Raw genomic sequence first — 25,156 nt, forward strand, 5'->3', positions numbered from 1 at the left:
CCTGGCGCCGCCATCGCGCCGATGCCGCTACGCTCCGCACGGGTGAAGCACGGAACAGTGGCGGGCGAGCGCCCCGGCGGCGGGCATGGGGCGGAATCATGAACGCTGGTCGGCTGCTCGTCCGGGCCACCGCCGCCCCGGCGCTGGTCCTCGTCGCATGGCTGGCGGTGTCGCTGCCGCTGCTGATGGCGGGCGTGTTCCGCCCGGCCCCGGCGGTCGCGCTGTTCGTGCCGGTCGCCGCCCTCGTGCTGTGGCTCGGCCTGCGGACCCGGCCGGGGGACGCCCCCGGCGGGCGTCCGGGGACCCTGAACGCCCCGGGCGGCCTCGACGCGGTGCAGCGCCGGCCGGTGTGGTCGGTGTTCGCCGTCACGGCCGCGTTCCTGGTGCTCCAGGTCGTCATGTGCGCCGAGCAGATCGTCGTCCGCCGCGACCCCGCGTCCTACGTCCAGTTCGCGACGTGGCTGGCCGAGCACGGATCGCTGCCGATCCCGCTGGAGGAGGGGGCGTTCGGCGGCCCGGACGCGGCCCTGAACTTCGCGAGCCCCGCCTTCTACCAGGACGGCGGCGCCGTCGTCCCGCAGTTCATGGCGGGATGGCCGCTGGTGCTGGCGCCGGCCGGATGGGTCGGCGGCGCCCACGGGATGGTGCTGATGGCGCCGGTGCTCGGCGCCTGCTGCGTGCTGTCGTTCGCCGGGCTCGTCGCGCGCCTCGTCGGCCCCCGCTGGGCGCCCGCCGGGGCGCTGCTGCTCGCGCTGACGCTGCCGATGCTCTACGTCTCCCGCAACACCTTCAGCGAGCTGCCCGCCATCGTCCTGCTGCTGGGCGGCCTGTCGTTGATGTACGACGTCCGCCGGGAGCCCCGTGACGGGCGGGTCGCCGGCGCCAAGGCGCTCCTGGCCGGGGCCGCGCTCGGGCTGATCGTGCTCGTCCGCATCGACGGGCTGCGGGACGTCCTGCCGGTGGTGGCGTTCGCGGGCCTGCTCATCGCGCGCAGGCGGGCGGCCGGATACTGGACGGCCGGCGGCCTGCTGCTCGGCGTGGGAGCCGGCGTGGTCGAGGGCTTCACCATGTCCCGGCCCTACCTCTCCTACCTCCGGGCGTCGCTGGTGCCGCTGCTGGCCATCTCCGCGGCCGTCCTCGTCGCGACGGTCCTGCTGGTCGCGGCGCTGCGCCGGGACCCGGTGGCGGCCCGGCTGCGCCGCGCCGGCGCGGCGGTCGCGCGCGGCCGCCTGCCGGGCGCCGCCGCGGTCCTCACCGTGCTGGTGATGGCGGGCTTCGCGCTCCGGCCGCTGGTCCAGACCGTCCGCCGCCCGCCCGCGACCGGCGACGACGCGATGAACGTCCGGTTCATCGAGATGATCCAGAAGATCCAGGACCTCCCGGTCGACGGCACCCGGCAGTACTCCGAGCTGTCGCTGTACTGGGTCGTCTGGTACGTCGGCGTCCCCGCGCTGCTGTTCGCCACGTTCGGCGCGGCGCTGCTGGTGCGCCGTCTGCTGCGCGGGCAGTCCCCGGAATGGCTGCTGCCCTACGCGATGGTCGTCTGGACGACGGCGCAGGTGCTGGTCCGTCCCGGGATCACGCCCGACCACCCGTGGGCCTCCCGGCGGCTGATCGGCCTCGCCATCCCCGGCCTGCTGCTGTTCACGGTCTTCGCGTCGGCCTGGACCGTCACGCGCGTCCGGCGGCTCGGGTACGGGCCGAAGGTGGTGCGGAGGGGCGCGGTCGCCGGCGTCGCTCTGATGCTGGTGCCGATCGTGCTGACGTCCGGCGGCTACCTGGTGACCCGCACGGAGCAGGGCGAGGTCGCCGCCGTGGACGGGATGTGCCGCGCGCTGCGCCCGCGCGCCTCGGTCGTGATGGTCGAGCAGGCCACCGCCGACCGGTTCCTCCAGGTCGTCCGCGGTGAGTGCGGGCTGCCCGCCGCGCGCACGACCGGCGCCGCGTCGCCCGAGGACGTGCGCCGCGTCGTCGCCGGGGTGCACCGGGCCGGGCGGCGTCCGGTGATCATGGCGGCGAAGCCCGAGCAGGTCGCCCCCTACGGGACGCCGCGGCAGGTGCTGCACCTGGTGACGCGGCAGGACGGGCGCACGCTCACCGGGCCGCCCGGCGGCACCTGGGGGCTGACGATGGACGTGTGGACGGCCGAGCCCGCGCGGCCGTAGTGGCCGCCGATGTGCGCGGGGGCGAGTATCCTCGCGCTGCGTGAGCACCCAGTCTGTCGAGCCGAAGCCCCAGCCGCCCGCCGATGTGGAGCCCGCGTCCGACCCCGCGCCCGTGCCCGATCCGGTGCCCGCGCCCGGTCCGCCGGCCGCGTCCGACACCGTCCACGTCACGATCGTCCTGCCCTGCTACAACGAGCAGGACCACGTGATCGACGAGGTCGAGCGCATCTGCGAGGCGATGGACGGCAGCGGAAAGACCTACGAGCTGCTGGCCGTCGACGACTGCTCGACGGACGCGACGCTCGCCCGGCTGGAGGAGGCGGCGCCCCGCTTCCCGCACATGCGCATCATGGCGTTCCAGCACAACAGCGGGTCGGGCACCGTCCGGCGCATCGGCTCCCAGCAGGCCCGCGGCGACATCGTCGTGTGGACGGACGCCGACATGTCCTACCCGAACGAGCGGATCCCCGAGCTGATCGAGGTCCTGGACTCCGACCCGGCGGTCGACCAGGTCGTCGGGGCGCGCACCACCGAGGAGGGCACGCACAAGGCGCTCCGGGTGCCCGCCAAGTGGTTCATCCGCAAGGTCGCCGAGCGGCTCACCAACACCAGGATCCCCGACCTGAACTCGGGGCTGCGCGCGTTCCGCCGCGAGGTGTCGCTGCCGTACCTGCGGCTGCTGCCGCCCGGGTTCTCCTGCGTCACGACGATCACCATCGCGTTCCTGTCGAACCAGCACCCGGTCCGGTACGTGCCGATCGACTACGCCAAGCGGGCCGGCAAGTCGAAGTTCCACTTCACCAAGGACGCCTACCGCTACATCCTGCAGGTGCTGCGGATGGTGATGTACTTCAACCCGCTCAAGGTGCTGATGCCGCCCGCGCTGTGGCTGATCGTGATCGGGCTGCTCAAGGGCGTGTTCGACATGGTGGTGCACTTCGGGTACTTCGCCAACAACACCATCATGATCTTCGTGACGGGGTTGATCATCGCGTCGCTGGCGCTGCTGGCCGACCTGATCGTCCGTTCGCGCGGCGACGTCTAGCGGCATGCGCGTCGCGATCGTCGGGCCCGCGTTCCCCTACAAGGGCGGCGGCGCCCGGCACACCACCGAGCTGGCGCACCGGCTGGCGGCGGCCGGCCACGACGTCGTCATCGAGTCCTGGCGGGCCCAGTACCCCTCGTTCCTGTACCCCGGCCAGCAGACGATCTCCGAGCCGGAGGGGGAGCCGTTCCCCGGCACCCGGCGCCGGCTCGACTGGCGCCGCCCGGACGGGTGGTGGCGCACCGGCCGCGCGCTACGGTCGTGCGACCTGGTCGTCCTGGTGGTGCTCAGCACCGTCCAGGTGCCGGCCTACCTGGGGATCCTCGCCGGGCTCCGGGGCCGGGCCCCGGTGGTGGCGCTGTGCCACAACGTGCTGCCGCACGAGCGCAAGCCGTACGACGAGCCGCTGATGAGGCGCCTGCTGCGCAAGGCGGACGGCGTCCTCGTCCACACCGAGGCGCAGGCCGACCTGGCGCGGGGGCTCACCCGGCGGCCCGTGCGGGTCGCGGAGATGGCCGCGCACCTGCCCGCGGCCGGCGCCGCCGCGCCCGGCGACGGGAAGGTGCGCCGGCGGCTGCTGTTCTTCGGGATCGTCCGCCCGTACAAGGGGCTGGACGTCCTGCTGCGCGCCCTCGCCGAGGGCCCGGACGACGTGGCGCTCACCGTCGCGGGCGAGTTCTGGGGCGGCCTGGACGAGACCCGCGAGCTGGTCGGCTCGCTGGACCTGACGTCCAGGGTGGAGCTGCGGCCCGGGTACGTCCCGGCCGCCGACCTCCCGGGGCTGTTCGCCGCGGCCGACGCGCTCGTCATGCCCTACCGGTCGGCGACGTCGTCGCAGAACGTGTGGATGGCCTACGAGCACGGACTCCCGGTGATCGCCACCGATGTGGGCGGGTTCGCCGCGCAGATCCGCGACGGCGTGGACGGGCTGGTCTGCGCGCCGGACGACGTGCCCTCGCTCGCCGGCGCCCTCCGCCGCTTCTACACGCCGGGGGAGCCGGAGCGCCTGCGCTCCGGCGTCCGCCCGGTCGACCACGGCCCGGTGTGGGCCGCCTACCTCGACGCGCTCACAGGTGCGGTTCGATGACCTTCATCAGGGCGCGCTTCGGCTTGGCGCCGACGATCTGCTCCACGACCTCGCCGTTCTTGAGGAGCAGCAGCGTCGGCAGCCCCATCACGCCGTACTTGCCGGGCGTCTGCGGGTTCGCGTCGTAGTCCATCTTCGCGATCTTGATCTTGCCGTCCTGCTCGGCGGCGATCTGCTCCAGCACGGGAGCGATCATGCGGCACGGTCCGCACCAGTCGGCCCAGAAGTCGACCAGAACGGGGGTGTCGCTGCTCAGGACCTCGTCCGCGAACGTCGCGTCGGTCACGGTGATCGGGGCCGTCACGGTCCCTCCTTCGTAGGCTGCGTGCCCGTCGTGGGCGGCGTACCGGTCACAAGCTCCTTGGACCGCGGTTCATTCCCGGTGCCCGGGGCCGTCCTGCCCAGCAGGAACGCCACGCCCGCGATCAGCAGGTCGGCGGCGGTCAGCAGCACCCGGGACGCGATCGCGACCACGACCGGCGCGCCCGCCGGGAGCACCGGCGTCAGCACGACCGTCAGCGCCGCCTCCCGGGCCCCGATGCCGCCCGGCGCGATGAAGACGAGGAAGCCGGCGACGAACGCCAGCGCGTACGCCCCGGTCGCCAGGAACGGCAGCCCCCTGCCGTCGCCGCCCACGGCCGCGCACAGCAGCCAGGTGTGCACGCCGAACAGGGCCCAGCCGAGGACCGTCCACCCGACGGCCCTGAGCGTCGCGCCCAGGCCGACCGGGTGCTCCAGCGGCGGCCGGCGCACGAGCCTGAGCATCACGCCGAGCGCCCAGCTCACGATTCTCGGGTGCAGCATGGCCAGCAGGACGGGCGCCAGCAGGAACAGCCACCAGTACTCCCGGCGCGCCGCCGCGGACGTCAGCGGCAGCGTCACCGCCGCGACCGCGAGCCCGCACGAGGTGGACGTCGCGACCGCCAGCATCGTCGAGCCGAAGCTGCGCTCGGGCGGCACCTTGTGCTCGCGCGTCATCTCGATCTGCGTGACCAGCGCCCACACCTTGCCCGGGACGTACTTGCCGAGCTGGCTGATCCCCGAGATCCGGAAGACGGCCCGCACCGGCAGCGGCGACCCGAGCCCGGCGAGGAACTCCCGCCAGCCGAGCATCCAGACGAAGAGCCCCGCCAGGCCGGCGGCGAGCGCCCCGGCGAGCGTCGCCCACGACATCTGCCGGAACGCGTCCACCGCGGCGTCCCACTGGGACGCCACGCTGTAGCCGCAGAACGCGAGCGCGAGCAGGACCAGGAGCACGCGCAGGCTCCGGACGGCGACGACCTTCATCTTCACGCGCCCAGCGTAGGCGAACGTGACCTCACGGCCGCCCGCTCCGCCTAGAGTTGGGGGGCGATGAAGATTTCCGATGTGGTCGCCTTCATGGGGCACCAGGTGCACGTATGCCGGTACCGCGAGGCGGGGACGCTGCTCGACTGGATGGGGCGCGACCTGCGCGGCAAGCGGGTCCTCGACGTCGCGGGCGGTGACGGCTACTGGGCCGGCCGCGCGCGCCGGCGCGGCGCCGACGCCGTCTCGATCGACCTGGCCCGCGGCAAGATGGTCTACGGGCGGACGCTCGCGCACGCCCCCGCGCTGGTCGAGTGCGACGCGCTGCGGCTGCCGTTCGCCGACGGCTCGTTCGACGCGGTCCTGTCGGTCTGCGCGATCGAGCACTTCGACGACGGGGGCAGGTCCCTGGACGAGATGGCGCGGGTCCTCAAGCCCGGCGGCGAGATCTTCATGTCCGCCGACGTGCTGAGCCGTGCCGACGCCTGGCCGAAACTGCGCGACGCGCACAAGGCCAAGTACCACGTCCAGCACACCTACACCCACGACAGCCTGGGCAAGCTGATGGACGAGCGCGGCCTGGACCTCGTCGGGCACAGCTACCAGTTCCGCACCGCCGCCACCGAGCGCCTCTACCTGTCCCTGTCCACCTACGGCGGCAAGGTCGGCTTCAACGCCGCCGCGCCGCTCACGCCGCTCGTCGCGCTCGCCGACCGCGCCGCACCGAACGAGCGCGGCAGCATCGTTCTGGTCCGGGCCCGGAAAAGACAGGGCGCGCGGGGGCGGAGCGCGTAAGAGGTGGCCCTGCGGGGAGGGGCCCTCACGATGAATCGCGTGGGACGAGATCCGGCGAGCGGGCGCCTTCCGGGCGTACGCTCGAAGAGTAAAGAGTGATCTACGCCACCGCGCTGGATGGGGGAGTGGACCGTGGGGCCTCGGATTCTGCTCGACGCCACCGCCGTGCCTGCCGATCGCGGCGGGCTCGGCCGGTACGTGGACGGGCTGCTGTGCGCCCTGCACCGGCAGGGCGCGGACCTCGCCGTCGCCTGCCAGCGTGCGGACGCCGAACGCTATGAGGGCCTCGTGCCCGGCGCGCGGGTCGTCGCCGGCCCCGCGACGCTCTCGCACCGCGCCACCCGCCTGGCCTGGGAGCAGTCGGGCCTGCCGCACGTGGCCCTGCGCGTCGGCGCCGAGGTCATCCACCTGCCCACCTACACGATGCCGGTGAGCGCCGGCCTGCCGACCGTGGTGACGATCCACGACGTCACCCTGTTCGCCGAGCCGGAGCTGCACGACCCGGTGCGCACCTCCTACATCAAGTCGGCGACGCGCACCGCCGCCCGCCGCGCGACCCGGCTGATCGCCCCGTCCCGGGCGACGCGCGACGAGCTGGTGCGCATCCTCGGCGCCGACCCGTCCCACATCGACGTCGCCTACCACGGCGTCGACCACGAGGTCTTCCACCGCCCGTCCGAGCCGGAGGTCAAGCACGTCTCCGACCGCCTCGGCCTGCACGGCCGCCCGTACATCGCCTACCTGGGCGCGCTGGAGCCGCGCAAGAACGTCCCGAACCTGATCCGCGGCTGGGTGCGGGCCTGCGCCGGCCGCGAGGACGCCCCGGCGCTCGTCCTGGCGGGCAGCGGCGGCTGGGACGACGAGGTCGACGCGGCCCTCGCCACCGTCCCGCTGGAACTGCGCGTCCTGCGTCCCGGCTACCTGTCCTGGTCGGACCTGCCCGGCTTCTTCGGCGGTGCCCTGGTCGTCGCGCTCCCGAGCCGCGGCGAGGGCTTCGGGCTGCCCGTCCTGGAGGCCATGTCCTGCGGCGCGCCCGTCCTGACCACCCATCGCGGGCCCCTCCCCGAGGTCGGCGGCGACGCGGTCGCCTACACCGAACCCGACCCGGACGGCATCGGCGCCGCCCTCGCCTCCCTGATCGACGACCCGTCCCGCCGCGCCGAGCTCGCCGAGGCCGCGCACACCCGCTCCGAGAGGTTCTCCTGGTCGGCGTCCGCGGAGGCCCACATGGCCTCCTACCAGCGTGCCGTGGACCAGTACGCTTCCGCACGCACCCACTAGGCTCTCTCCGACCGCGCGTGGAGAAAGGAACCGAGTGGAAGCGATCCTCCTGGTGGGAGGTCAAGGCACCCGCCTGCGCCCCCTGACGATCTCCACCCCGAAACCCCTGCTCCCCACCGCCGGGGTCGCGTTCCTCGCGCACCAGCTGGCCCGCGCGCACGCCTCGGGCGTCGAGCGCATCGTGTTCGCCACGTCCTACCGCGCCGAGATGTTCGAGGCCGCCTTCGGCGACCGCGCCTACGGCGTCGACCTCGCCTACGTCAGCGAGGACGAGCCGCTCGGCACCGGCGGCGCCATCCGCAACGCCGCGCGCGCCCTCTCCTGCGGCCCGGACGACCCGGTCCTGATCCTGAACGGCGACATCCTGTCGGGCCACGACGTCCGTGCCCAGGTGAAGCTGCACGAGGCGGCCGCGGCCGAGGTGACGCTGCATCTCACCGAGGTCGACGACCCGTCCCGCTTCGGATGCGTCCCCACGGCCGACGACGGCCGTGTCACGGCGTTCCTGGAGAAGACGCCCCATCCGGTGACGAACCAGATCAACGCGGGCTGCTACGTCTTCCGCCGCTCGGCCATCGACGCGATCCCCGAGCACGAGGTGGTCTCCGTCGAGCGCGAGACGTTCCCCTCGCTCATCTCCTCCGGTGCGGTGGTCATGGGCTACGTCGAGTCGGGCTACTGGCTGGACGTCGGCACTCCCGAGGCCTTCGTCCGGGGGTCGCGCGACCTCGTCCTCGGCGCCCTGGCCTCGCCCGCCATGCCCGGCGAGCCGGGCGAGCGCCTCGCCCTCGCGGGCGCGCGGGTCGCGCCGGGCGCGGTCGTGCGCGGCGGCACCACCGTCGGCCGCGGCGCCGTGGTCGAGGCGGGCGCCACCGTGATCGGCAGCGTCCTGCTGGAGGACTCGTTCGTCGCCGAGGGCGCCACCGTCCGCGACTCGGTCCTCAGCCGGGGCGCCCGGGTCGGTCCCGGCGCTTTCCTCGACGGCGTCGTCCTGGGCGACGGCGCGGTGGTGGGTCCCGGCAACGAGCTGCGCTGCGGCGTCCGTGTCTGGCCCGGAATCAAACTGCCGCCGACCGCCGTCCGCTTCTCCGCCGACGACTGAGGCGCGACAGCGGAAGACCGCCTCGCGCGGGCAGGCGCATGGTCCCCCGGGTGCTGACCAGCGGATTTATGGCGACATTTATGCTTTGCCCCCGGACGGGGAGCCAACTGCGGGGCGGTGGCAGACTGGTGGCCGAGACCGTCGAGGCGCCGGCGTACGGGGAGACCTCGGCGGGTCCGGCGGGGCATGTCAAGCAGGGAGAGTCGGCTCGTTGAGCGTTGCTGAACCGCCCGGGGCGGCCGGGGAGGCGACCGCTGGGCGCCTCCCCGGCCGGGTCCGGGAGTGGCGGCCGCCGTGGGCGCTGGATCTGCGCGACGCGCTTTCGCCGCATCGGCGCGGGTCGCGCGATCCGGCGTGCCGGTTCGAGCGGGACGGTTCCGTCTGGCGGACGTCCCACACCCCTGACGGGCCCGGCACGCTGCGGGTCGGGTGGACCGGGGACGCCGTCGAGGCCACGGCCTGGGGGCCCGGCGCCGAATGGCTGCTGGAGGGGGTGCCCGAACTACTGGGGGCGGCCGACGAGCCGGACGGGTTCGTCGCGCGGCACGACGTGGTCCGCGATCAGGTGCTCAAGCGCCCGGGGCTGCGGATCGGACGGACGCGGCGGGTCTTCGAGGCGCTCGTGCCGGCGGTGATGGAGCAGAAGGTGCTGGGGCAGGAGGCGTGGCGCGCCTGGGCCTACCTGCTGCGCAGGTTCGGGCAGCCCGCGCCCGGCGCCCCGCACCTGCGGGTCCCGCCGCCGCCGGAGGTCTGGATCCGGATTCCCTCGTGGGAGTGGCACCGGTCCGGCCTGGAGGCCGTCCGGGCCCGGACGATCATCGGGGCGGCGCGGGTCGCGCGGCGGCTGGAGGAGGACCCGGCCGAGGCGCGGCTGCGGTCGCTGCCGGGCATCGGCGTGTGGACGGCCGCCGAGGTCAGGCAGCGCGCGGTGGGCGATCCCGACGCCGTCTCCGTCGGCGACTACCACCTGCCCGGCCTGGTCGGCTGGGCGCTGGCGGGCCGCAAGGTCGACGACGCCGGGATGCTGGAACTGCTGGAGCCCTACGCCGGTCATCGCTACCGGGTCACCCGGCTGCTGGAATCGTCCGGGATGCACCCGCCGAGGCGTGGCCCCCGCTTGCCGGTCCGGGACTACCGGTCCTTCTGACCGGGGCCTGCGCCCTGCGGCGGCGCAGCCAGAAGTTGTTCGGGGTCCGGTCGAGGCCGTCCCGGCTGTCGGCGCCGAAGAGGGGGCCGAGGACGGCGAGGGCGATGATGAGGCCGAGTACGTACAGCATGATCTTCTTCCTTGGGATCGCAGTGGCGGCGTTCCCGCGCGGGGCGATCGGGGGAGCCGGGGTCTCCGCCTCTTTCCGTCGCACTCACAGTTTGACTCCGTCCAACGTTCAGGTCCAGCGAGGCTTTCTGTAGGGATTGTGTAAGAATCGCTTCACTATGTTGGATCTCGGACGTTTGCGGGTGCTGCGCGAGCTCAAGCTGCGCGGGACGCTCGGGGCGGTCGCCGACGCCCTCGGCTACACGCCGTCCGCGGTGTCGCAGCAACTCGCGCAGCTGCAGCGGGACATCGGCGTGCCGGTGGTCGAGCGGGCCGGGCGGCGCCTGCGGCTGACCGAGGCGGGCGAGGTGCTCGTCGAGCACGCCGAGGCGCTGCTGGCGCGGGCGAAGCGGGCCGAGGAGGCGGCGCTCGCCGCCAGCGGGCGCGTCGCGGGCGCGGTGCGGCTCGTCGGCTTCCAGACGGCGCTGCTGCACGTCCTCGCGCCCGCGCTGCCGCGGCTGGCGGAGGCGTATCCCGACCTCGTCGTGGACGTGCTGGACGAGGAGTTCCACCGGGTGCTCCAGGCGCTGGTGCTCCAGGAGATCGACGTCGTGCTGACGGACGAGTACTCGCACCTGCCGCGGCCGCGCAGGCCCGAGCTGACCTCCGAGGTCCTCGTCACCGAGATCATGCGGGTCGGGATGCCGGAGGGCCACCCGCTCGCCGAACCGGGCGGCCCGGTCCGGATGGCCGACCTCGCCGGGTGCTCCTGGGCCACCGGGCACGTCGGCACCAACCACGCCGACCTGCTCGAACGGACGTGCGTGGAGCTGGGCGGCTTCCGGCCCGACGTCCGCTTCAGGTCCAACGACCTGATGGTCATCTTCGCGATGGTCGCCCAGGGCGGCGCCGTGTGCCTGGTGCCCGACCTCGCGCTCGTCGAGCGGGAGGAGGGCATCGTCGTGCGGGACGTCGCGGACGCCCCCGTGGACCGCCGGATGGTCATGTGGACCCGCGTCGGCGCGGAGGTGCGGCCGTCGGTCGACGCCGTCCTGCGGGAGCTGCGCCGCTCGGCGGACCAGCTGGTCGAGCGCCGCCCGAGCTGCCGTCGCGGCGCGCCCTGACCCGGCCCTCCGCGACGGCGGCGCCGGTCACGCGGGAGGGGTCACCGGCGTCAGGGTGAGCGACTGCCGTCCGAAATGCCCGATGCCGTCGGTGCGGCGGGACGCCTCCAGGCGCTCGGCGGGAACGTCGCCGTAGAGGGTGGTGCGCTGCCTGGAGGGACGGCCCGCGCGCGCTGCGATCGCCTCCAGTTCGCTGATGGGCTTGAACGACCCGTTCTCCGAGCCGGCCATCCGGCTGATGGTCTCCTCCATGAGTGTCCCGCCGAGGTCGTTCACCCCTCCCTGCAGGACCCGCGTGCACAGTTCGTCCCCGAGCTTCACCCAGGAAGTCTGGATGTTGGGGATCGCGCCGTGCAGCAGGATGCGCGCCAGGGCGTGGACGGCGACGTTCTCCCGCGCGGTCGGCCCCGGACGCGCCAGCCCGGCGAGATAGATGGGCGAGTTGTGGTGGACGAAGGGCAGCAGCACGAACTCGCTGAACCCGCCCGTCCGCTCCTGGATGGACCGCAGCAGCTTGATGTGCGCGACCCAGTGCGCGGGGTTGTCCACGTGCCCGTACATCATCGTGGACGTCGTCGGGATCCCGATCTCGTGCGCGGTGGTGACGACCTCGACCCACTGGTCGGTGGGGAGCTTCCCCTTGGTCAGCACCCACCGCACGTCGTCGTCCAGGATCTCGGCGGCCGTCCCGGGCAGGGAGTCGACGCCCGCCTCCTTCGCCGCCTCCAGCCACTCCCGGATCGACAGGTCCGTCCGGGACGCGCCGTTCACGACCTCCATCGGGCTGTAGGAGTGCAGGTGGATGCCGGGCGCGCGGCGCTTCACCTCGCGGGCGAGGTCGAAGTACGCGGTGCCGGGAAGGTCCGGGTGGATGCCGCCCTGCATGCAGACCTCGGTCGCGCCCGCCTCCCATGCCTCGTCCACGCGGTCGCCGACCTGCTCCAGCGACAGCGTGTAGGCGTCGGCGTCCGTGCGGCGCTGCGCGAACGCGCAGAACCGGCAGCCGGTGTAGCAGACGTTCGTGAAGTTGATGTTCCGGGTGACGACATAGGTGACGTCGTCGCCGACGGTGTCGCGGCGCAGGCCGTCCGCGAGTGCGGCGAGCGCGTCCAGTTCCGGGCCGTCGGCGTGCAGGAGGGCCAGCGCCTCGTCGTCGGACAGCCCCGCCGGGTCCTGTTCCGCGCGCGCCAGAGCGGCCTTGACGTCGGCGTCGAACCGCTGGGGCGCGGCCATGCGGTCGCGCAGCGCGTCCCAGTCGCCGTACACCTCGTCGAAGTCGTCGCGCCGGTCCGCCGTGCGGCCCGTCGTGTCGATCTCGGTGTGCAGGTCGGTCCGGCCGAACGCCTCGAACCCGCCGTCGGGCTCCTGCCAGGGACGTCCTTCGAGGACGGCGTCCTCCCGCGCCAGCCCCGTCGCGGGATCGGACAGGGCGGCGACGTGCGCGGTGAGGCGCGGGTCCAGCCACGGCTCGCCGCGCCGCACGTACTCGGGGTAGATCGTGAGCCGCTCGCGCAGTGCGAACCCGGCCCCGGCGGTCTCGGCGGCCAGCTCGTCGATCTGCGGCCACGGCCGCTCCGGGTTCACGTGGTCGGGCGTCAGCGGCGACACCCCGCCCCAGTCGTCGATCCCGGCGCGCAGCATCAGCGCGTACTGCTCGGCGACCAGGTTCGGCGGCGCCTGCACGCGCGCCTTCGGGCCGAGGACCAGCCGCGTCACCGCGATCGTCGCGGCCAGCTCCTCCAGTTCGGCGTCCGGGGTGTCGCGCATCCTGGTGTCGGGCTTGGCGCGGAAGTTCTGGACGATCACCTCCTGGATCGCCCCGTACTCGCGCATCGTCCGCCGGATCTCGAAGATCGCGTCCGCGCGCTCCTCGACCGTCTCGCCGATCCCGATGAGGATGCCGGTCGTGAACGGCACGTTCGTCCGGCCGGCGTCCTCCAGCACCCGCAGCCGTACGGCGGGGTCCTTGTCCGGCGACCCGAAGTGGGGGCCGCCGCGCTCGCTGAACAGCCGCGTCGCGGTCGTCTCCAGCATCATCCCCATGGACGGCGCGACCGGCTTGAGCCGCTGGAAGTCGCGCCAGGTCAGCACCCCGGGGTTCAGGTGCGGCAGCAGCCCGGTCTCCTCCAGGACCCGGATCGCCATCGCGCGCACATACGAGAGCGTGTCGTCGTAGCCGTGCGCGTCCAGCCACTCGCGGGCCGGGCGCCACCGGTCCTCGGGACGGTCCCCGAGCGTGAACAGCGCCTCCTTGCAGCCCATCGCGGCGCCGCGCCGCGCGATCTCCAGCACCTCGTCGGGGCTGAGATAGGGCGAGTCGAGCCGGTGCGGGACGGTCGCGAAAGTGCAGTACCCGCAGCGGTCGCGGCACAGCCGGGTCAGCGGGATGAAGACCTTGCGGCTGTAGGTGATGACGCCGGGACGGCCCGCGGCCTCCAGACCGGCGTCCCGGGTGCGGGCCGCGTAGGCGAGCAGGTCGTCGAGCTGCGCCCCGCGGGCCCGCAGCAGTGTGGTGGCCTCGGATCGGTCCAGTGTCTTGCCGTCGCGCGCGCGGGCCAGGGCCCGGCGAAGAGCGGAGCTCGGGGCGTCCATGCGGGCACTCTATGCCAATCGTCATATTCAGTGCCGCGCCGGGGTGCGAAAGACCGGGCAGAAGGAAAGGCCCCGGCCGTAGAAGCCGAGGCCTGCCCGCATCTATTCCCGCGCGGTCCCTGATCCGTTCATCTGACCTCGATGAAGGCGTCCGCCCCGCGCGACGGGCGCTCGCGCGGGGGCGCGGCCGCGTGGCCCACCCCGACGGCCCCCATCGGGTCCCACGCGTCCGGCAGGTCGAGGACGTCGCGGACCACGTCCCGGCAGAACATCGTGCTCGACACCCAGCACGAGCCGAGCCCCTCCACGGCCAGCGCCACCAGCAGGTTCTCCACGCCCGCCCCGGCCGCCACCACGAACATCTCGCGCTCGGCGCGGGACCGCCGCTCGTCGGGATAGTCGTGCGATCCCTCCATGACCAGGCACGGGACGACGAGGTAGGGGGCCCGGCGCAGCACCTCGCCGCGCCGCAGCCGCTTGGCGATCGACTCCGCGGAGAAGCCGTCGCGGCGCAGGTCGGCCTCCCAGGCGTCGCGCATCGCGTCCAGCAGCCGCGTCCGCGACTCCGCCGACTCCAGCAGGACGAACCGCCACGGCGTGGTGTGGTGCGGCGCCGGCGCGGTGATCGCGGCGCCGACCGCCCGCCGCACCGCGGCCGGGTCCACCGGCTCGGCGGTGAACTCGCGGATCGTGCGCCGCGCGCCCAGCACGTCCGCCGACCCGAACCGGAACATGTCCTCCTCGGGCGGACGCACCAGCGCCCGCGCGCCGGGCCCGTCCTCCGGCGTGACCAGGCCGGACAGCCCGCGCACGATCGCGACCGGCACGCCCTCCAGCTTGCCCTTGACCAGTTCGCCGGCCGCCGCGATCTCGTCGGCGACCGCCGTGATCGTGGCGTCCAGGCGGTTGCCGTAGGCGTCCTCGCGCCCGCGCAGGTCGCTGAGCGGGGCCAGCCCGGCGACGCCGATCGCGGCGTCCGTCAGCCCGTTGCGCCAGGGCCGCCCGAGCGTGTCCGACACGATCACGGCGACGTCCGCGCCGGTCCGCTCCCGCACCCCGGCGCGGATGCGCCGGGCCGAGGCGTCCGGGTCCTCCGGCAGCAGCAGCACCGTCCCGGGCCGGGTGTTGGACGCGTCCACGCCGGCGGCGGCCAGCACCAGCCCCTGCCGCGTCTCCACGATCCGGGTCTCGCCGCGCGCGTGCGCCCGCCGCGCCACCACCCGCACGGTCTCGGCGTCGATGGCCTTCTCCCGGTCGTCCGCGACCAGGACCCGCCCCTCCGCCTTGCTGACGATCTTGGAGGTGACGACGAGCACGTCGCCGTCCTCGACCGTCCCGTCCGGGATCAGCGCGGCGATGTCGGCGCCCTCGCCGACCTCAGGCATCCCCGGCACGCCGAAGACCTCGAACCTCTGCGGGGGGACGACCCCCGGCACCCCCCGGCCCGCTCCGCTCGACCCCGCGCTCATTCGGCGACCCCCGCCCGCTTCAGCTCCACCGCCAGGTCCAGGGCCGCGCGCGCGATCGCGGCGGTCGTCTCGGCGTCGCGCATCAGCAGCGGGCGCGAGCGCACGTCGATGCCCTCCACCCGCACGCCCGCGTCGGCCTCGTCGACGAGCCACCCGTCCAGCAGCCCGAGGCCGTAGTGCTCGGCGACCGCGCGCGCCGACGTCTCCACCCCGATCGCGGCCAGGCACGCGTCGGCCATCCCGCGCACGGGCGCCCCGCCGACGATGGGCGACACGCCCACCACGGTCTTGGTCGCGACCGCGTCCCGTATGCCGGGCACCGCCAGGATCGTCCCGATGCTCACCACCGGGTTGGACGGCGGGAACAGCACCACGTCGGCCGCCTCGATCGCCGCCAGCACGCCCGGCGCCGGCGTGGACTCCGCGGCGCCCACCGCCGCGATCGACAGCGCCGGGACCGAGGCCCGCATCCGCACCCACCACTCCTGGAAGTGGATCGCGCGCCGCCCCTGCTCGTCCTCGACCACCACGTGCGTCTCGACCTGGTCGTCGGTCATCGGCAGCAGCCGCACTCCCGGCTGCCACCGGTCGCACAGCGCCTCGGTCACCGCGGACAGCCGGTAGCCGGCCGCCAGCATCTGCGTCCGGACGATGTGCGTCGCGAAATCGCGGTCGCCGAGCCCGAACCAGTCCGGCCCCACCCCGTAGGCGGCCAGCTCCTCCTTGACGGTGAAGGTCTCCTCCGCCCGCCCCCAGCCCTGCTCCTCGTTGATGCCGCCGCCGAGCGTGTACATCACCGTGTCCAGGTCAGGGCAGACCCGCAGGCCGAACAGGGAGATGTCGTCCCCGGTGTTGCCGATGACGGTGATCTCCGCCTCCGGGGCGGCCGCCAGGAGCCCGCGCAGGAAACGGGCGCCGCCGATCCCGCCCGCCAACGCCACGATCTTCATGGCCTCAACCCTACGGTGATCCCCGAGGAGAGCAGAGGGGTCGCCGCTCCGGGCGACACTATGCAAAGCTTTGCCTGCTATCGGAGAACGCCCGGTCCCGAGTCTGGAGATGCCACCGTGAACAAGGAAGCCGTCCAGCGCCTGCGCGAACCGGCCGCCTGGGTCTTGCTCGCCGCGGCGGGCGTCCACCTTCTCGCGGGCATCATCTCGCTCCTCGGCGGCGGGGGCAGCTTCACGCTGCGCGCCCTCGGGCAGACCAACGACGGGACGTTCCTGCAGGTCGCGATGGTCGGCCTCGTCGCCCTGGCGATCCTGCTGACGACCTGGGGCGGCACCCCGACCCCGCAGGCGCGGACGATCACGATGGGGGCGCTCGGCGTCCTCGGCGGCATCGGGCTGTTCGGCGTGATCTCGTGGCTGAGCGGGATGCTCGCCAACTCCGACTACGCGGGCGCGGTGACCAAGCTCACGACCTTCCTGATCGGCGCCGGCGACCTGGCCGTGGTCGGCGTCGGCGGCTGGTTCGCCTTCACGGTCTTCAAGGGGATGCAGCCGCCCCGCCCGCAGCAGCAGATGCAGCAGCAGGGGGGCTACCCCGACTTCGGCTACCAGCAGGGCCAGCCGGGCCAGCAGCAGTACGGCCAGCAGCCTGCCCAGCAGGGTTACGACCAGCAGTACGGCCAGCAGCAGTACCAGCAGTACCAGCAGTACGGGCAGCAGGGTGGTGAAGGGCAGCAGCCCGCCCAGCCGGGGTACGAGCAGCAGCAGTACGGCCAGCAGCAGTACGGCCAGCCCGGCCAGCCTGGCTACGAGCAGCAGCAGTACGGCCAGCCGCAGGAGTACCAGCAGTACGGCGGCCAGGGCGGCTACCAGGCGGGCCCGCAGCAGGGGCAGCCGCCCGCCGAGCAGGAGGACATGGGCGAGTGGACCCGTGCCTACGGCGGCAGCGGCGGCTCCGGCCAGGACCCGCAGGGCACCCAGCCCGCCCCGCCGCAGGGCGGCGACCAGGAGGGCGGCGACTGGTACCGGGACAACCGGCCCCCGCCCCCGCAGTAAGAATCCCACGGCGAAGCCGCCGCTTCCGGTGGTGACCGCCCGATTAACTGATCTTCATCCAAAGGTCAGCATGCCCATCCCGGCAAAACCCGCTATGTCACCCGGGAATGCCTTCCGGCTTGACGGGGCGGCTACTACACGCGTGTAATTTCGTCGGTGTAGTTTCAATGCCGTCTCGGGGGAAGGAACTCGTGGGAGGGCATTGACCAGGGGGTTCCACGGGCAGGGAGGTGCGCTGTGAGCGAGGTGGTCATCCCGCTGGCGCACGGCACAGACGGCGAAGAGTTGGGCTGGCAGGAGCGCGCCCTGTGCGCGCAGACGGACCCGGAGGCGTTTTTTCCGGAGAAGGGCGGCTCCACTCGCGAGGCCAAGAAGGTGTGCCGGGCATGCGAGGTGCGTACGGAGTGCCTTGAGTACGCGCTGCAGCACGATGAGCGGTTCGGCATCTGGGGAGGGCTCTCCGAGCGGGAACGCCGGAAGCTGAAGCGGCAGGCCGTCTGACCCGCGGGCCGCGTCCCCGGATCGGTGGATCCGGAGCGTGCCCGGCGCGGCCACGCGTACAGTTATCAGCCGTGCCGGCCCCAGGGCCGGCACGGCTGCTGTCCGTCCGGCACCGCGTGCTCGTCGCGCACCGCCCGTCGGCCGGCACCGACACCGTCCGTCCCACAGATCGAGCGACCCTTGGCCCCCACCCTCGATCGCCATGTCGTCACCGCCGTCCTCGTCGCGCACGACGGCGCGCGGTGGCTTCCGGAGGCGCTGAAGGCGCTGCTGACGCAGTCGCGCCCCGTGCAGCGCCTCGTGACCGTCGACACCGGCAGCACCGACCGCGGCCCCGCCGTCCTCGCGGAGGTCGTCGGCGAGGACGAGGTCCTCACGCTGCCCCGCACCACCGGCTACGGCGAGGCCATCGCCGAGGCGCTGCGGCAGGACGCCGCGTCCGCGCCCGTCCCGGAGGACGAGTCCGCCGCCGCCCACCACGCCCATCACGCCGACGAGGCCCAGGGGTCCCGCAAGCCCCGCACGGAGTGGATCTGGCTGCTGCACGACGACTGCGCGCCCGACCGCGACGCGCTCGACCGGCTGCTGCGGACGGCCGACGCCGACCCCAACGTGGCGGTGCTCGGCCCCAAGGTCCGCGACTGGGACGACCGCCGCGTCCTGCGCGAGCTCGGCGTCACCGTCGACTCCGCCGGGCGCCGCCACACCGGCCTGGACCGGCGCGAGTTCGACCAGGGCCAGCACGACGGCGTCCGGGACGTCCTGTCGGTCGGCAGCGCGGGCATGCTGGTCCGCCGCGACGTGTGGGACCGCCTCGGCGGGTTCGACGTCGAGTACGGCCTCTTCCGCGACGACCTGGACTTCTGCTGGCGCGTCCACGCCGCCGGCCACCGGGTCGTCACCGCGAGCGACGCCGTCGTCTACCACGCGGAGGCGTCCCGGCGCGGGCTCCGCGAGATCGGCATGACCGCCGAGCACCCCGCCCGCCGCGATCGTCGCAACGCACTGCTCACCCTGCTCGCCAACCAGCCGCTCGGAGCGATGCTGCGGGCCCTCGTCCGCAACGTGTGGGCGTCGCTCGCGCACGCCCTCGTCCTGGTGGCGACCAAGCGGCCGGGCATGGCCCGCGAGGAGCTGCGCGCGCTCGGCGACGTGCTGCGCTCGCCCGGCCGGCTCCGGCGGGCGCGGGCCGCCCGCGCCGAGGGCCGCACGCGCGTGCGGCGCAGCGTCCGGCGGTTCCAGACGCGCTGGGTCGTGCTGCGCCGGGCCGGCGAGGCGGTCTCGGAGTACTTCGCCGCCCACGAGCGCGACCGCGAGGACAGGGACGACGACCTCACGGCCGACGAGCCCGGCCCGATCCGCCGGTTCCTCGCCCGGCCCGGCGTGATGGTCGTGCTCGGGCTCGCCGCCGTCACGGTCGCCGCCGAACGCTCCCTGGCGACGGCCGCCGGGCGGCTCGGCGGCGGCGCGCTCGTCCCCGCGTGGGGCGGCGCGAGCGACCTGTGGGCGCAGTACCTGTCCGGCTGGCACCCGGTGGGGCTCGGCACCGACGCCGGCAGCCCCCCGCACGTCGGGGTCCTCGCGGTGCTGTCCAGCGCGGCGTTCGGCAAGCCGTGGCTGGCGGTGGCGGTCCTGCTGCTCGGCAGCGTCCCGCTGGCCGGGCTCACCGCCTACCGCGCCTCGCGGCTGCTGGTGGTGGAGGCGCCGCGGACGGGACGGCGCGCCCGCGCGTCCGGCCGCCGCGTCCCGGTCTCGACCGTCCGCGCCTGGTTCGCCGCCGTGTACGCGCTGCTGCCCGCCGCGACCGGCGCCGTCGCGGGCGGGCGGATCGGGACCTGCCTCGTCCTCGTCCTGCTACCGCTGATCGCCGTGCACGCCGCCCGCCTCTACGGCTTCCCCCGGTCGGAGGCCGCCGGGCTGGACGCCCGGACGCGCCGCAAGCGCACGGGACGGGCCGCCTGGACGGTCGCGCTGCTGCTCGCCGTCACGATGTCCTTCGTCCCGCTGATCTGGCCGATCGCCCTGCTGGCCGCCGGGATGGTGCGGGCGCTGCTGGACCGGCCGGGGCGGCAGGGCCTGCGCGGCCTGGCCATCGCGCTAGGCGTCCCGCCGCTGCTGACGCTCCCGTGGACCGCCGGCCTGCTGTTCCACCCGTCCCGCTTCCTGACCGAGGCGGGCCTGCACCGGCGGTTCGTGCCCGCCGCCCCGGCCGACCTGCTGGCGCTCGACCCGGGAGGGCCGGGCACGCCCGCGCGGTGGGCGCTCGCGGGGCTGCTCGCGGTCGCCGTCTGCGCGCTGCCGCTCCGCAGCCGCCGGGGCCACGTGCTCGCCGGCTGGCTGCTGGCGGTCTTCGGGCTGCTCGTCGCGGTGCTGACCAGCGCCGCCACCGTCACCAAGGGGGCGGACGAGGCGCCGGTGTGGCCCGGTGTGGCGCTGCTGTTCGCCGGGGCCGGCGTCCTGCTCGCCGCCACCGCCGCCGTCCAGCGCGCCACCGAGGCCCTGGCGGGCCAGCACCTGATCTACAAGGCGGGCGGTGCGGTCGTGCTCGCCGCCGCGCTCACGGCCCCCGTCCTCGCGGCCGCGCTCTGGGTGGCCGGCGGCGCGGGCGGCCCGCTCGGCAGGCTCGACCCCGACACGGTTCCCCAGTTCGTCCAGGGCACCGGCGGAGTCAGGACGCTCGTCCTGCACCGGGAGCCGACCGGACGGGTCTCCTACACGGTTCTCAGGGGCGCACGGCCCCACCTGGGGGAGTCGGAGGTCGCCGTCGAGGGCCGGGCCCACGACCGGATGGACGACCTCGTCGCCGGCCTGTCCGCCGGCCGGGAGGGCGACGACGGGCCCGCGCTGACGCGGATGGGCGTCCAGTACCTGCTGGTGCCGCACCCCGTGAACGACCCGCTCACCAAGGTCCTGGACGCCTCGCCCGAACTGACGCGTCTCAGCCGCACGGGCACGTTCGCCGTGTGGCGGCTCCAGGCGACGTCCGCCCGGATGATGCTTCTGCAAGGTTCAACGGTCACGCCTCTGTCCGCCGGGCGCGTCAACGCCCGCGTGCAGATCCCGCCGGGCACAGGCCAACGCACGCTTCTCCTGGCAGAACCGGCCGACGGTGGCTGGCGGGCCACGCTGAACGGCGACGACGTCAAGGCGCGGACCGTGGACGGCTGGGCGCAGGGATACGACATCCCCACCGCCGGAGGAGAGTTCGAACTGACCCGGTCGATGACGATGCGGCACATCTGGGTCGTCGTCCAGGGGATCGCCGTCCTGCTGGTGGCCGTCCTGGCGCTGCCGGGCGCGCAGACCGACACCCTCATGCTCGCCAGAGAGCGGGAACGCCGCCGCGGACGGCGAGGACGGCGCCGCGCGCCCCGTGCCCGCGTCCAGCGTGCGCTGCCGCCCGCCGCGCCCGCAGAGCCGTCGGAGCCACCGGAACCCGCGGAGGAGCCCAGCACGGAGGAGGTGTCCTGATGGACAAGGTCCTGCGCCTCCTCGGCATGCGCTACGCCACCGCCGCCCTCATGCTCGTCGCCGTCGCCGCCCTGTACGGCGCCGCGACGTTCTCCCGTCCGGGCGAGGCGTCCGAGAGGGGCCGCGAGGCGCCGGTCACGCACGCCGTGACGGTCTGCCCGGGACACGAGGGAGGCCGCCTCGCCGTCCAGACCCTCGGCCGGAAGAAGGGCGGCGGGCGCGTCGACATGGCGCCGACGAAGGGCGGATCGCCGCTGGGGTCCATGACGTCGCCCGGCCAGGGCTGGGGCAAGGACACCAAGTCCGGAGAGGACTCCTACACCCTGCGCGCCACCGGTCCCATCGCCGGCGGGCTGGAGGCGGAGCAGACCACCCACGAGGACGGCGGCGACGACCGCGGCCTCGCCGGCGTCCGCTGCGCCGCTCCCGGCACCGACCTGTGGTTCCTGGGCCCCGGGCCGGTCGCCGCCGACGAGCTCGACCTCTACCTGACCAACGTCGACGCGCAGCCCGCGTCCGTCGACGTCTCCGCCCTGTCCGGCGAGGGCCCCCTCGACACCACCGAGGGGCGCGGCACGCCCGTCGAGCCCTACACCACCCGCGTCGTGAAGATCGGCGGGTCGCCCGAAGGGCTCGGCGACATCGTCAAGACCGCCGCCGACCTCGCCCTGCGCGTGCGCACCACCAGCGGCCGCGTCGCCGCGTCCCTGCGCGTCCGGATCGGCGAGAAGAAGGGCATCGAGTGGCTGCCGCAGTCGGCCGCGCCCGCGGCCTCCGCCCTCGTCCCCGGCGTGCCGGGCGGTTCCGGCGGGCGCCGCCTGCTGGTCGCGGTCCCCGGCGAGGCCGACGCCCGGATCAGGGTCCAGGTGATCGCCGCTGACGGCGCGTTCGCCCCGCAGGGCCAGGACGTCCTGGACGCCCCCGGCAAGACCGTGACCTCCGTGCCCCTCGACGGCGCCCTGTCCGGCAGGGCCGCCGCCGTCCGGCTCGTGGCCGACCGGCCCATCCTGGCGGGCTTCGCCGCCGACCGGGGCGCCGACGTCGCCTACGGGGCCGCCACGCCGCCCCTCGGCGCGTCCGGCCCCGGCGTCGTCGCCGACAACCGGTTCGACTCGTCCCTCTCCCTGACCGCCCCGTCCGGGGCGGCGAGCGTCCAGGTCACCACCATGAACGCACAGGGCGCCGGTGCCCCCCGGCAGGTCGAGATCCCCGCCGGACGGACCGTCGAGACCGAACTCGCCGCGCCCGGCACCGGTGCGGACGCCTCCTTCGGCGCGGTGATCATGCCGAGACCCGGCTCGGCGCCCGTCTACGCGTCCCGCCTCCTCGCCGCCGGCAAGGGCGGCGGCTACCTGTTCACCGTCCTGCCGATCGTCCCGGCCCCCACGACCCTGCGCCTCCCGGCCACCGCCGACTCCCAGACGGCCCTGACCCCGAACTGATCCGGAAGCCCGGGACGGCCGGGCGTTAGTCGTCGGGAGTGTCGTAGCTGGGGTCGACGGACTCGGGGGAGAGGCCGAGCAGGTCGGCGACCTCTTCGACGAGCAGGTCGCGGATCATCTGGGAGAGTTCGGCCTCGCCGGCGGCGCGGGCCTCGACGGGGCGGCGGTAGATGACGATGCGCACCGGCCGGCCGCCGTCGCCGGGGAGGGTCTGGCCGAGCGGGACGGGCCCGTCGAACAGCGGCTCGACTCCCGGCACCTCCTCGACCGCGAACTCCACGCGGGCCAGTTCGCGGCTCCAGCGCGTACCGAGCCGCCGGACCTCGTCCTCGACGAGGTCGGCGAACCGTTCCGCGCGGGTACGTGAGACCGGCGCCTGCGAGGGCGTCAGAGGACCACGGAGGCCACGACCGTGCCGGTCGCGGCGCCGTACGCCTGCCACACGGGATCGCACGCCACAAGAGTACCTCCGCTCGCACGGCGGCCCCCACACAAGGCGCCGCCCGGAACGGTCCGTGGACAAGGTCATTACGGAATGTAGTTGTTACCAAGGAAATCGCCCGGTAACGGCGACACGTGCGCCGGGGTGGTGGCGGAGCCGGGTGGGGGGAGGTACGGTCAGCCATCGTGAGCCCCGTCCGCACTTGCTCCCGCACCGCCTGCAAGGCGCCCGCAGTGTTCACGCTCACGTACGTCTACCGCGACTCCACCGCGGTCCTGGGGCCGCTCGCAACGTACGCCGAGCCGCACTGCTACGACCTGTGCGCCGAGCATTCCGAACGGCTCACCGCCCCCATGGGGTGGGAGCTGGTGCGGCTCCCCGTCGAGGAGGAGTCCGAGCCCAGCGCCGACGACCTGGAGGCCCTCGCCGACGCGGTCCGCGAGGCCGCCAGGCCCGCCCCCGGAACCGGCCACGAGCCGGTCGGCCAGGGCACCGAGGTCGGCCGCCGGGGGCACCTGCGCGTGCTCCGCTCCGAACCCGCCGGAACGCAGCCCGGCCAGGAGTGACCGCGGGCCCCCGCCCCCGTCCCGATCCCCGGTCCGACATCGCGGCGGGTCGCGCCCGCCCTTCCCGGTAGGCTCGTGAGCCTGCCGTTTTCCGCGCACGGTTCTTCGGACAGGGAGCAGGAGTGGGCGACCTCGCCAAGATCTTCAAGGCGTACGACATCCGCGGCGTGGTGCCGGACGAGCTCGACCCCGCGACCGCCGAGGCGACCGGCGCGGCGTTCGTCCGCGTCACCGGGGCGAGCGCGGTCGTCACCGCCCACGACATGCGGGAGTCGTCGGTTCCGCTGGCCGAGGCGTTCGCGCGCGGCGCCACGTCTCAGGGCGCGGACGTCATCGAGGCCGGGCTCGGCTCCACGGACATGCTCTACTACGCCAGCGGCAGCCTCGACCTGCCCGGCGCCATGTTCACCGCCAGCCACAACCCGGCCCGGTACAACGGGCTGAAGCTGTGCCGCGCCGGCGCCCGGCCCGTCGGCCGCGACACCGGCCTCGGCGAGATCCGCGAGATGATCGAGAACGGCGTCCCCGCCTACGACGGCGAGCCCGGCACGGTGACGCGGCGCGACATCCTGAAGGGCTACGCCGACCACCTCAAGACGCTGGTCGACCTGTCGTCCATCCGCCCGCTCAAGGTCGTCGTGGACGCGGGCAACGGCATGGGCGGCCACACCGTCCCCCCGGTGTTCGAGGGCCTTCCGATCGACCTGGTCCCGCTGTACTTCGAGCTGGACGGCACCTTCCCCAACCACGAGGCCAACCCGATCGAGCCGGAGAACCTGCGCGACCTTCAGGCCAAGGTCCGCGAGACCGGCGCCGACATCGGCCTCGCCTTCGACGGCGACGCCGACCGCTGCTTCGTGGTGGACGAGCGCGGCGAGATCGTCTCCCCGTCGGCGATCACGGCGCTGGTGGCGACCCGGGAACTGGCCAAGCACCCGGGCTCCTCGATCGTGCACAACCTGATCACCTCGAAGGCCGTTCCGGAGATCATCTCCGAGCACGGCGGGACGCCCGTCCGCACGCGGGTCGGGCACTCCTTCATCAAGCAGACGATGGCCGAGACCGGCGCGGTGTTCGGCGGCGAGCACTCGGCGCACTTCTACTTCCGCGACTTCTGGTTCGCCGACTCCGGCATGCTGGCGGCGATGCACGTCCTCGCCGCCCTCGGTCAGCAGGACGGGCCGCTGTCGGAGCTGCTCGGCGAGTTCACCCGCTACGTCGCGTCCGGTGAGATCAACAGCGAGGTCGACGACCAGGCCGCGGCCGCCGCGAAGGTCGAGGACGCCTTCGCCGGCCGGCCCGGCGTCGAGGTCGACGAGCTGGACGGGCTGACCGTGCGCGACGACGCCGCGGGATGGTGGTTCAACCTGCGGCCGTCCAACACCGAACCGCTGCTACGCCTGAACGCCGAGGCCGGCGACGAGGACACCATGGCGGCGATCCGCGACGAGGTCCTGGCACTGGTCAGGGAGAAGTGACCGCGTCAGGGAGAAGTGACCGGGTCCGGGAAAGTGACTGCAAGGGAG

The 25,156-nt window shown here is 74.1% G+C and carries 20 protein-coding genes; 14 read left to right on the forward strand and 6 right to left on the reverse strand.

Translation table 11 applies throughout. The features are described 5' to 3' along the window. The first annotated feature begins 98 nt into the window (after nucleotides 1-98). The 3 genes from AB0H37_RS10240 to AB0H37_RS10250 all read left to right on the forward strand — a co-directional run bounded on the left by AB0H37_RS10240 (nucleotide 99) and on the right by AB0H37_RS10250 (nucleotide 4,297). Nucleotides 99-2,165 (forward strand): hypothetical protein, encoded by a 2,067-nt coding sequence (locus AB0H37_RS10240; protein WP_360612188.1) that lies wholly within the window; start codon nucleotides 99-101, stop codon nucleotides 2,163-2,165. Nucleotides 2,166-2,277: 112 nt separating this feature from the next. After that, complete coding sequence (locus tag AB0H37_RS10245) at nucleotides 2,278-3,210, forward strand: glycosyltransferase family 2 protein (RefSeq protein ID WP_179839056.1); 933 nt, start codon at nucleotides 2,278-2,280, stop codon at nucleotides 3,208-3,210. 4 nt (nucleotides 3,211-3,214) lie between these two features. Beyond that, nucleotides 3,215-4,297, forward strand: coding sequence for a glycosyltransferase family 4 protein (locus AB0H37_RS10250; RefSeq protein ID WP_179837482.1), 1,083 nt, complete (start codon nucleotides 3,215-3,217; stop codon nucleotides 4,295-4,297). Here AB0H37_RS10250 and trxA read toward each other — a convergent pair. Together trxA and AB0H37_RS10260 are read right to left on the reverse strand one after the other, a co-directional pair. Further along, complete coding sequence (trxA, locus tag AB0H37_RS10255) at nucleotides 4,278-4,601, reverse strand: thioredoxin (protein ID WP_179837481.1); 324 nt, start codon at nucleotides 4,599-4,601, stop codon at nucleotides 4,278-4,280. The genes AB0H37_RS10250 and trxA overlap by 20 nt on opposite strands. Next, complete coding sequence (locus tag AB0H37_RS10260) at nucleotides 4,598-5,584, reverse strand: lysylphosphatidylglycerol synthase transmembrane domain-containing protein (RefSeq protein WP_329098550.1); 987 nt, start codon at nucleotides 5,582-5,584, stop codon at nucleotides 4,598-4,600. Before AB0H37_RS10260 ends, trxA begins: the two co-directional genes overlap by 4 nt. A 66-nt stretch (nucleotides 5,585-5,650) precedes the next feature. Between AB0H37_RS10260 and AB0H37_RS10265 the strand changes: the two genes are divergently transcribed. From AB0H37_RS10265 to AB0H37_RS10285, 5 genes are all read left to right on the forward strand, one after another. Then, a complete protein-coding gene (locus tag AB0H37_RS10265; protein ID WP_329085709.1) occupies nucleotides 5,651-6,379 on the forward strand; it encodes a class I SAM-dependent methyltransferase in 729 nt (242 codons plus the stop codon). 132 nt (nucleotides 6,380-6,511) lie between these two features. Then, complete coding sequence (locus AB0H37_RS10270; protein ID WP_329085712.1) at nucleotides 6,512-7,660, forward strand: glycosyltransferase family 1 protein; 1,149 nt, start codon at nucleotides 6,512-6,514, stop codon at nucleotides 7,658-7,660. A 34-nt stretch (nucleotides 7,661-7,694) separates the two neighbouring features. Beyond that, on the forward strand, nucleotides 7,695-8,762 hold the full coding sequence (locus AB0H37_RS10275) for an NDP-sugar synthase (protein ID WP_360612189.1): 1,068 nt from the start codon (nucleotides 7,695-7,697) through the stop codon (nucleotides 8,760-8,762). 211 nt (nucleotides 8,763-8,973) lie between these two features. After that, complete coding sequence (locus tag AB0H37_RS10280; protein WP_329085716.1) at nucleotides 8,974-9,909, forward strand: DNA-3-methyladenine glycosylase 2 family protein; 936 nt, start codon at nucleotides 8,974-8,976, stop codon at nucleotides 9,907-9,909. A 287-nt stretch (nucleotides 9,910-10,196) separates the two neighbouring features. Continuing rightward, nucleotides 10,197-11,141: a LysR family transcriptional regulator gene (locus AB0H37_RS10285; protein ID WP_360612190.1), complete on the forward strand. Its 945-nt coding sequence runs from the start codon at nucleotides 10,197-10,199 to the stop codon at nucleotides 11,139-11,141. Between the two features lie 27 nt (nucleotides 11,142-11,168). Here the strand turns inward: AB0H37_RS10285 and AB0H37_RS10290 are convergent, their stop codons facing one another. From AB0H37_RS10290 to cofD, 3 genes are all read right to left on the reverse strand, one after another. Then, nucleotides 11,169-13,733: a bifunctional FO biosynthesis protein CofGH gene (locus tag AB0H37_RS10290; protein WP_360612191.1), complete on the reverse strand. Its 2,565-nt coding sequence runs from the start codon at nucleotides 13,731-13,733 to the stop codon at nucleotides 11,169-11,171. Between the two features lie 128 nt (nucleotides 13,734-13,861). Continuing rightward, a complete protein-coding gene (locus tag AB0H37_RS10295) occupies nucleotides 13,862-15,118 on the reverse strand; it encodes a coenzyme F420-0:L-glutamate ligase (RefSeq protein ID WP_360612288.1) in 1,257 nt (418 codons plus the stop codon). A gap of 80 nt (nucleotides 15,119-15,198) precedes the next feature. Beyond that, nucleotides 15,199-16,152, reverse strand: coding sequence for a 2-phospho-L-lactate transferase (gene cofD / locus AB0H37_RS10300; RefSeq protein ID WP_179837474.1), 954 nt, complete (start codon nucleotides 16,150-16,152; stop codon nucleotides 15,199-15,201). 117 nt (nucleotides 16,153-16,269) lie between these two features. Here cofD and AB0H37_RS10305 point away from each other — a divergent pair, with 117 nt between their 5' ends. The 4 genes from AB0H37_RS10305 to AB0H37_RS10320 all read left to right on the forward strand — a co-directional run bounded on the left by AB0H37_RS10305 (nucleotide 16,270) and on the right by AB0H37_RS10320 (nucleotide 22,622). Then, complete coding sequence (locus AB0H37_RS10305; RefSeq protein ID WP_360612192.1) at nucleotides 16,270-17,208, forward strand: hypothetical protein; 939 nt, start codon at nucleotides 16,270-16,272, stop codon at nucleotides 17,206-17,208. A 237-nt stretch (nucleotides 17,209-17,445) separates the two neighbouring features. Continuing rightward, on the forward strand, nucleotides 17,446-17,709 hold the full coding sequence (locus AB0H37_RS10310) for a WhiB family transcriptional regulator (RefSeq protein WP_021594342.1): 264 nt from the start codon (nucleotides 17,446-17,448) through the stop codon (nucleotides 17,707-17,709). Nucleotides 17,710-17,889: 180 nt separating this feature from the next. Then, nucleotides 17,890-21,180, forward strand: coding sequence for a glycosyltransferase family 2 protein (locus AB0H37_RS10315; RefSeq protein ID WP_360612193.1), 3,291 nt, complete (start codon nucleotides 17,890-17,892; stop codon nucleotides 21,178-21,180). Continuing rightward, nucleotides 21,180-22,622, forward strand: coding sequence for a DUF5719 family protein (locus AB0H37_RS10320; protein WP_360612194.1), 1,443 nt, complete (start codon nucleotides 21,180-21,182; stop codon nucleotides 22,620-22,622). Before AB0H37_RS10315 ends, AB0H37_RS10320 begins: the two co-directional genes overlap by 1 nt. A 25-nt stretch (nucleotides 22,623-22,647) precedes the next feature. On the opposite strand, the gene AB0H37_RS10325 is transcribed toward AB0H37_RS10320, so the two are convergent. Next, nucleotides 22,648-23,076, reverse strand: coding sequence for a metallopeptidase family protein (locus tag AB0H37_RS10325; protein ID WP_360612195.1), 429 nt, complete (start codon nucleotides 23,074-23,076; stop codon nucleotides 22,648-22,650). A 173-nt stretch (nucleotides 23,077-23,249) separates the two neighbouring features. On the opposite strand from AB0H37_RS10325, the gene AB0H37_RS10330 reads away from it, so the two are divergent. Together AB0H37_RS10330 and AB0H37_RS10335 are read left to right on the forward strand one after the other, a co-directional pair. Continuing rightward, complete coding sequence (locus AB0H37_RS10330) at nucleotides 23,250-23,630, forward strand: DUF3499 domain-containing protein (protein WP_138644054.1); 381 nt, start codon at nucleotides 23,250-23,252, stop codon at nucleotides 23,628-23,630. Between the two features lie 122 nt (nucleotides 23,631-23,752). Beyond that, the gene (locus AB0H37_RS10335; RefSeq protein ID WP_360612196.1) at nucleotides 23,753-25,108 is read left to right on the forward strand and encodes a phosphomannomutase/phosphoglucomutase; all 1,356 of its coding nucleotides are present in this window, start codon (nucleotides 23,753-23,755) and stop codon (nucleotides 25,106-25,108) included. Nucleotides 25,109-25,156 lie beyond the last annotated feature (48 nt).

The sequence above is a fragment of the Actinomadura sp. NPDC023710 genome, assembly GCF_040639875.1.
GTDB lineage: Bacteria > Actinomycetota > Actinomycetes > Streptosporangiales > Streptosporangiaceae > Spirillospora > Spirillospora citrea.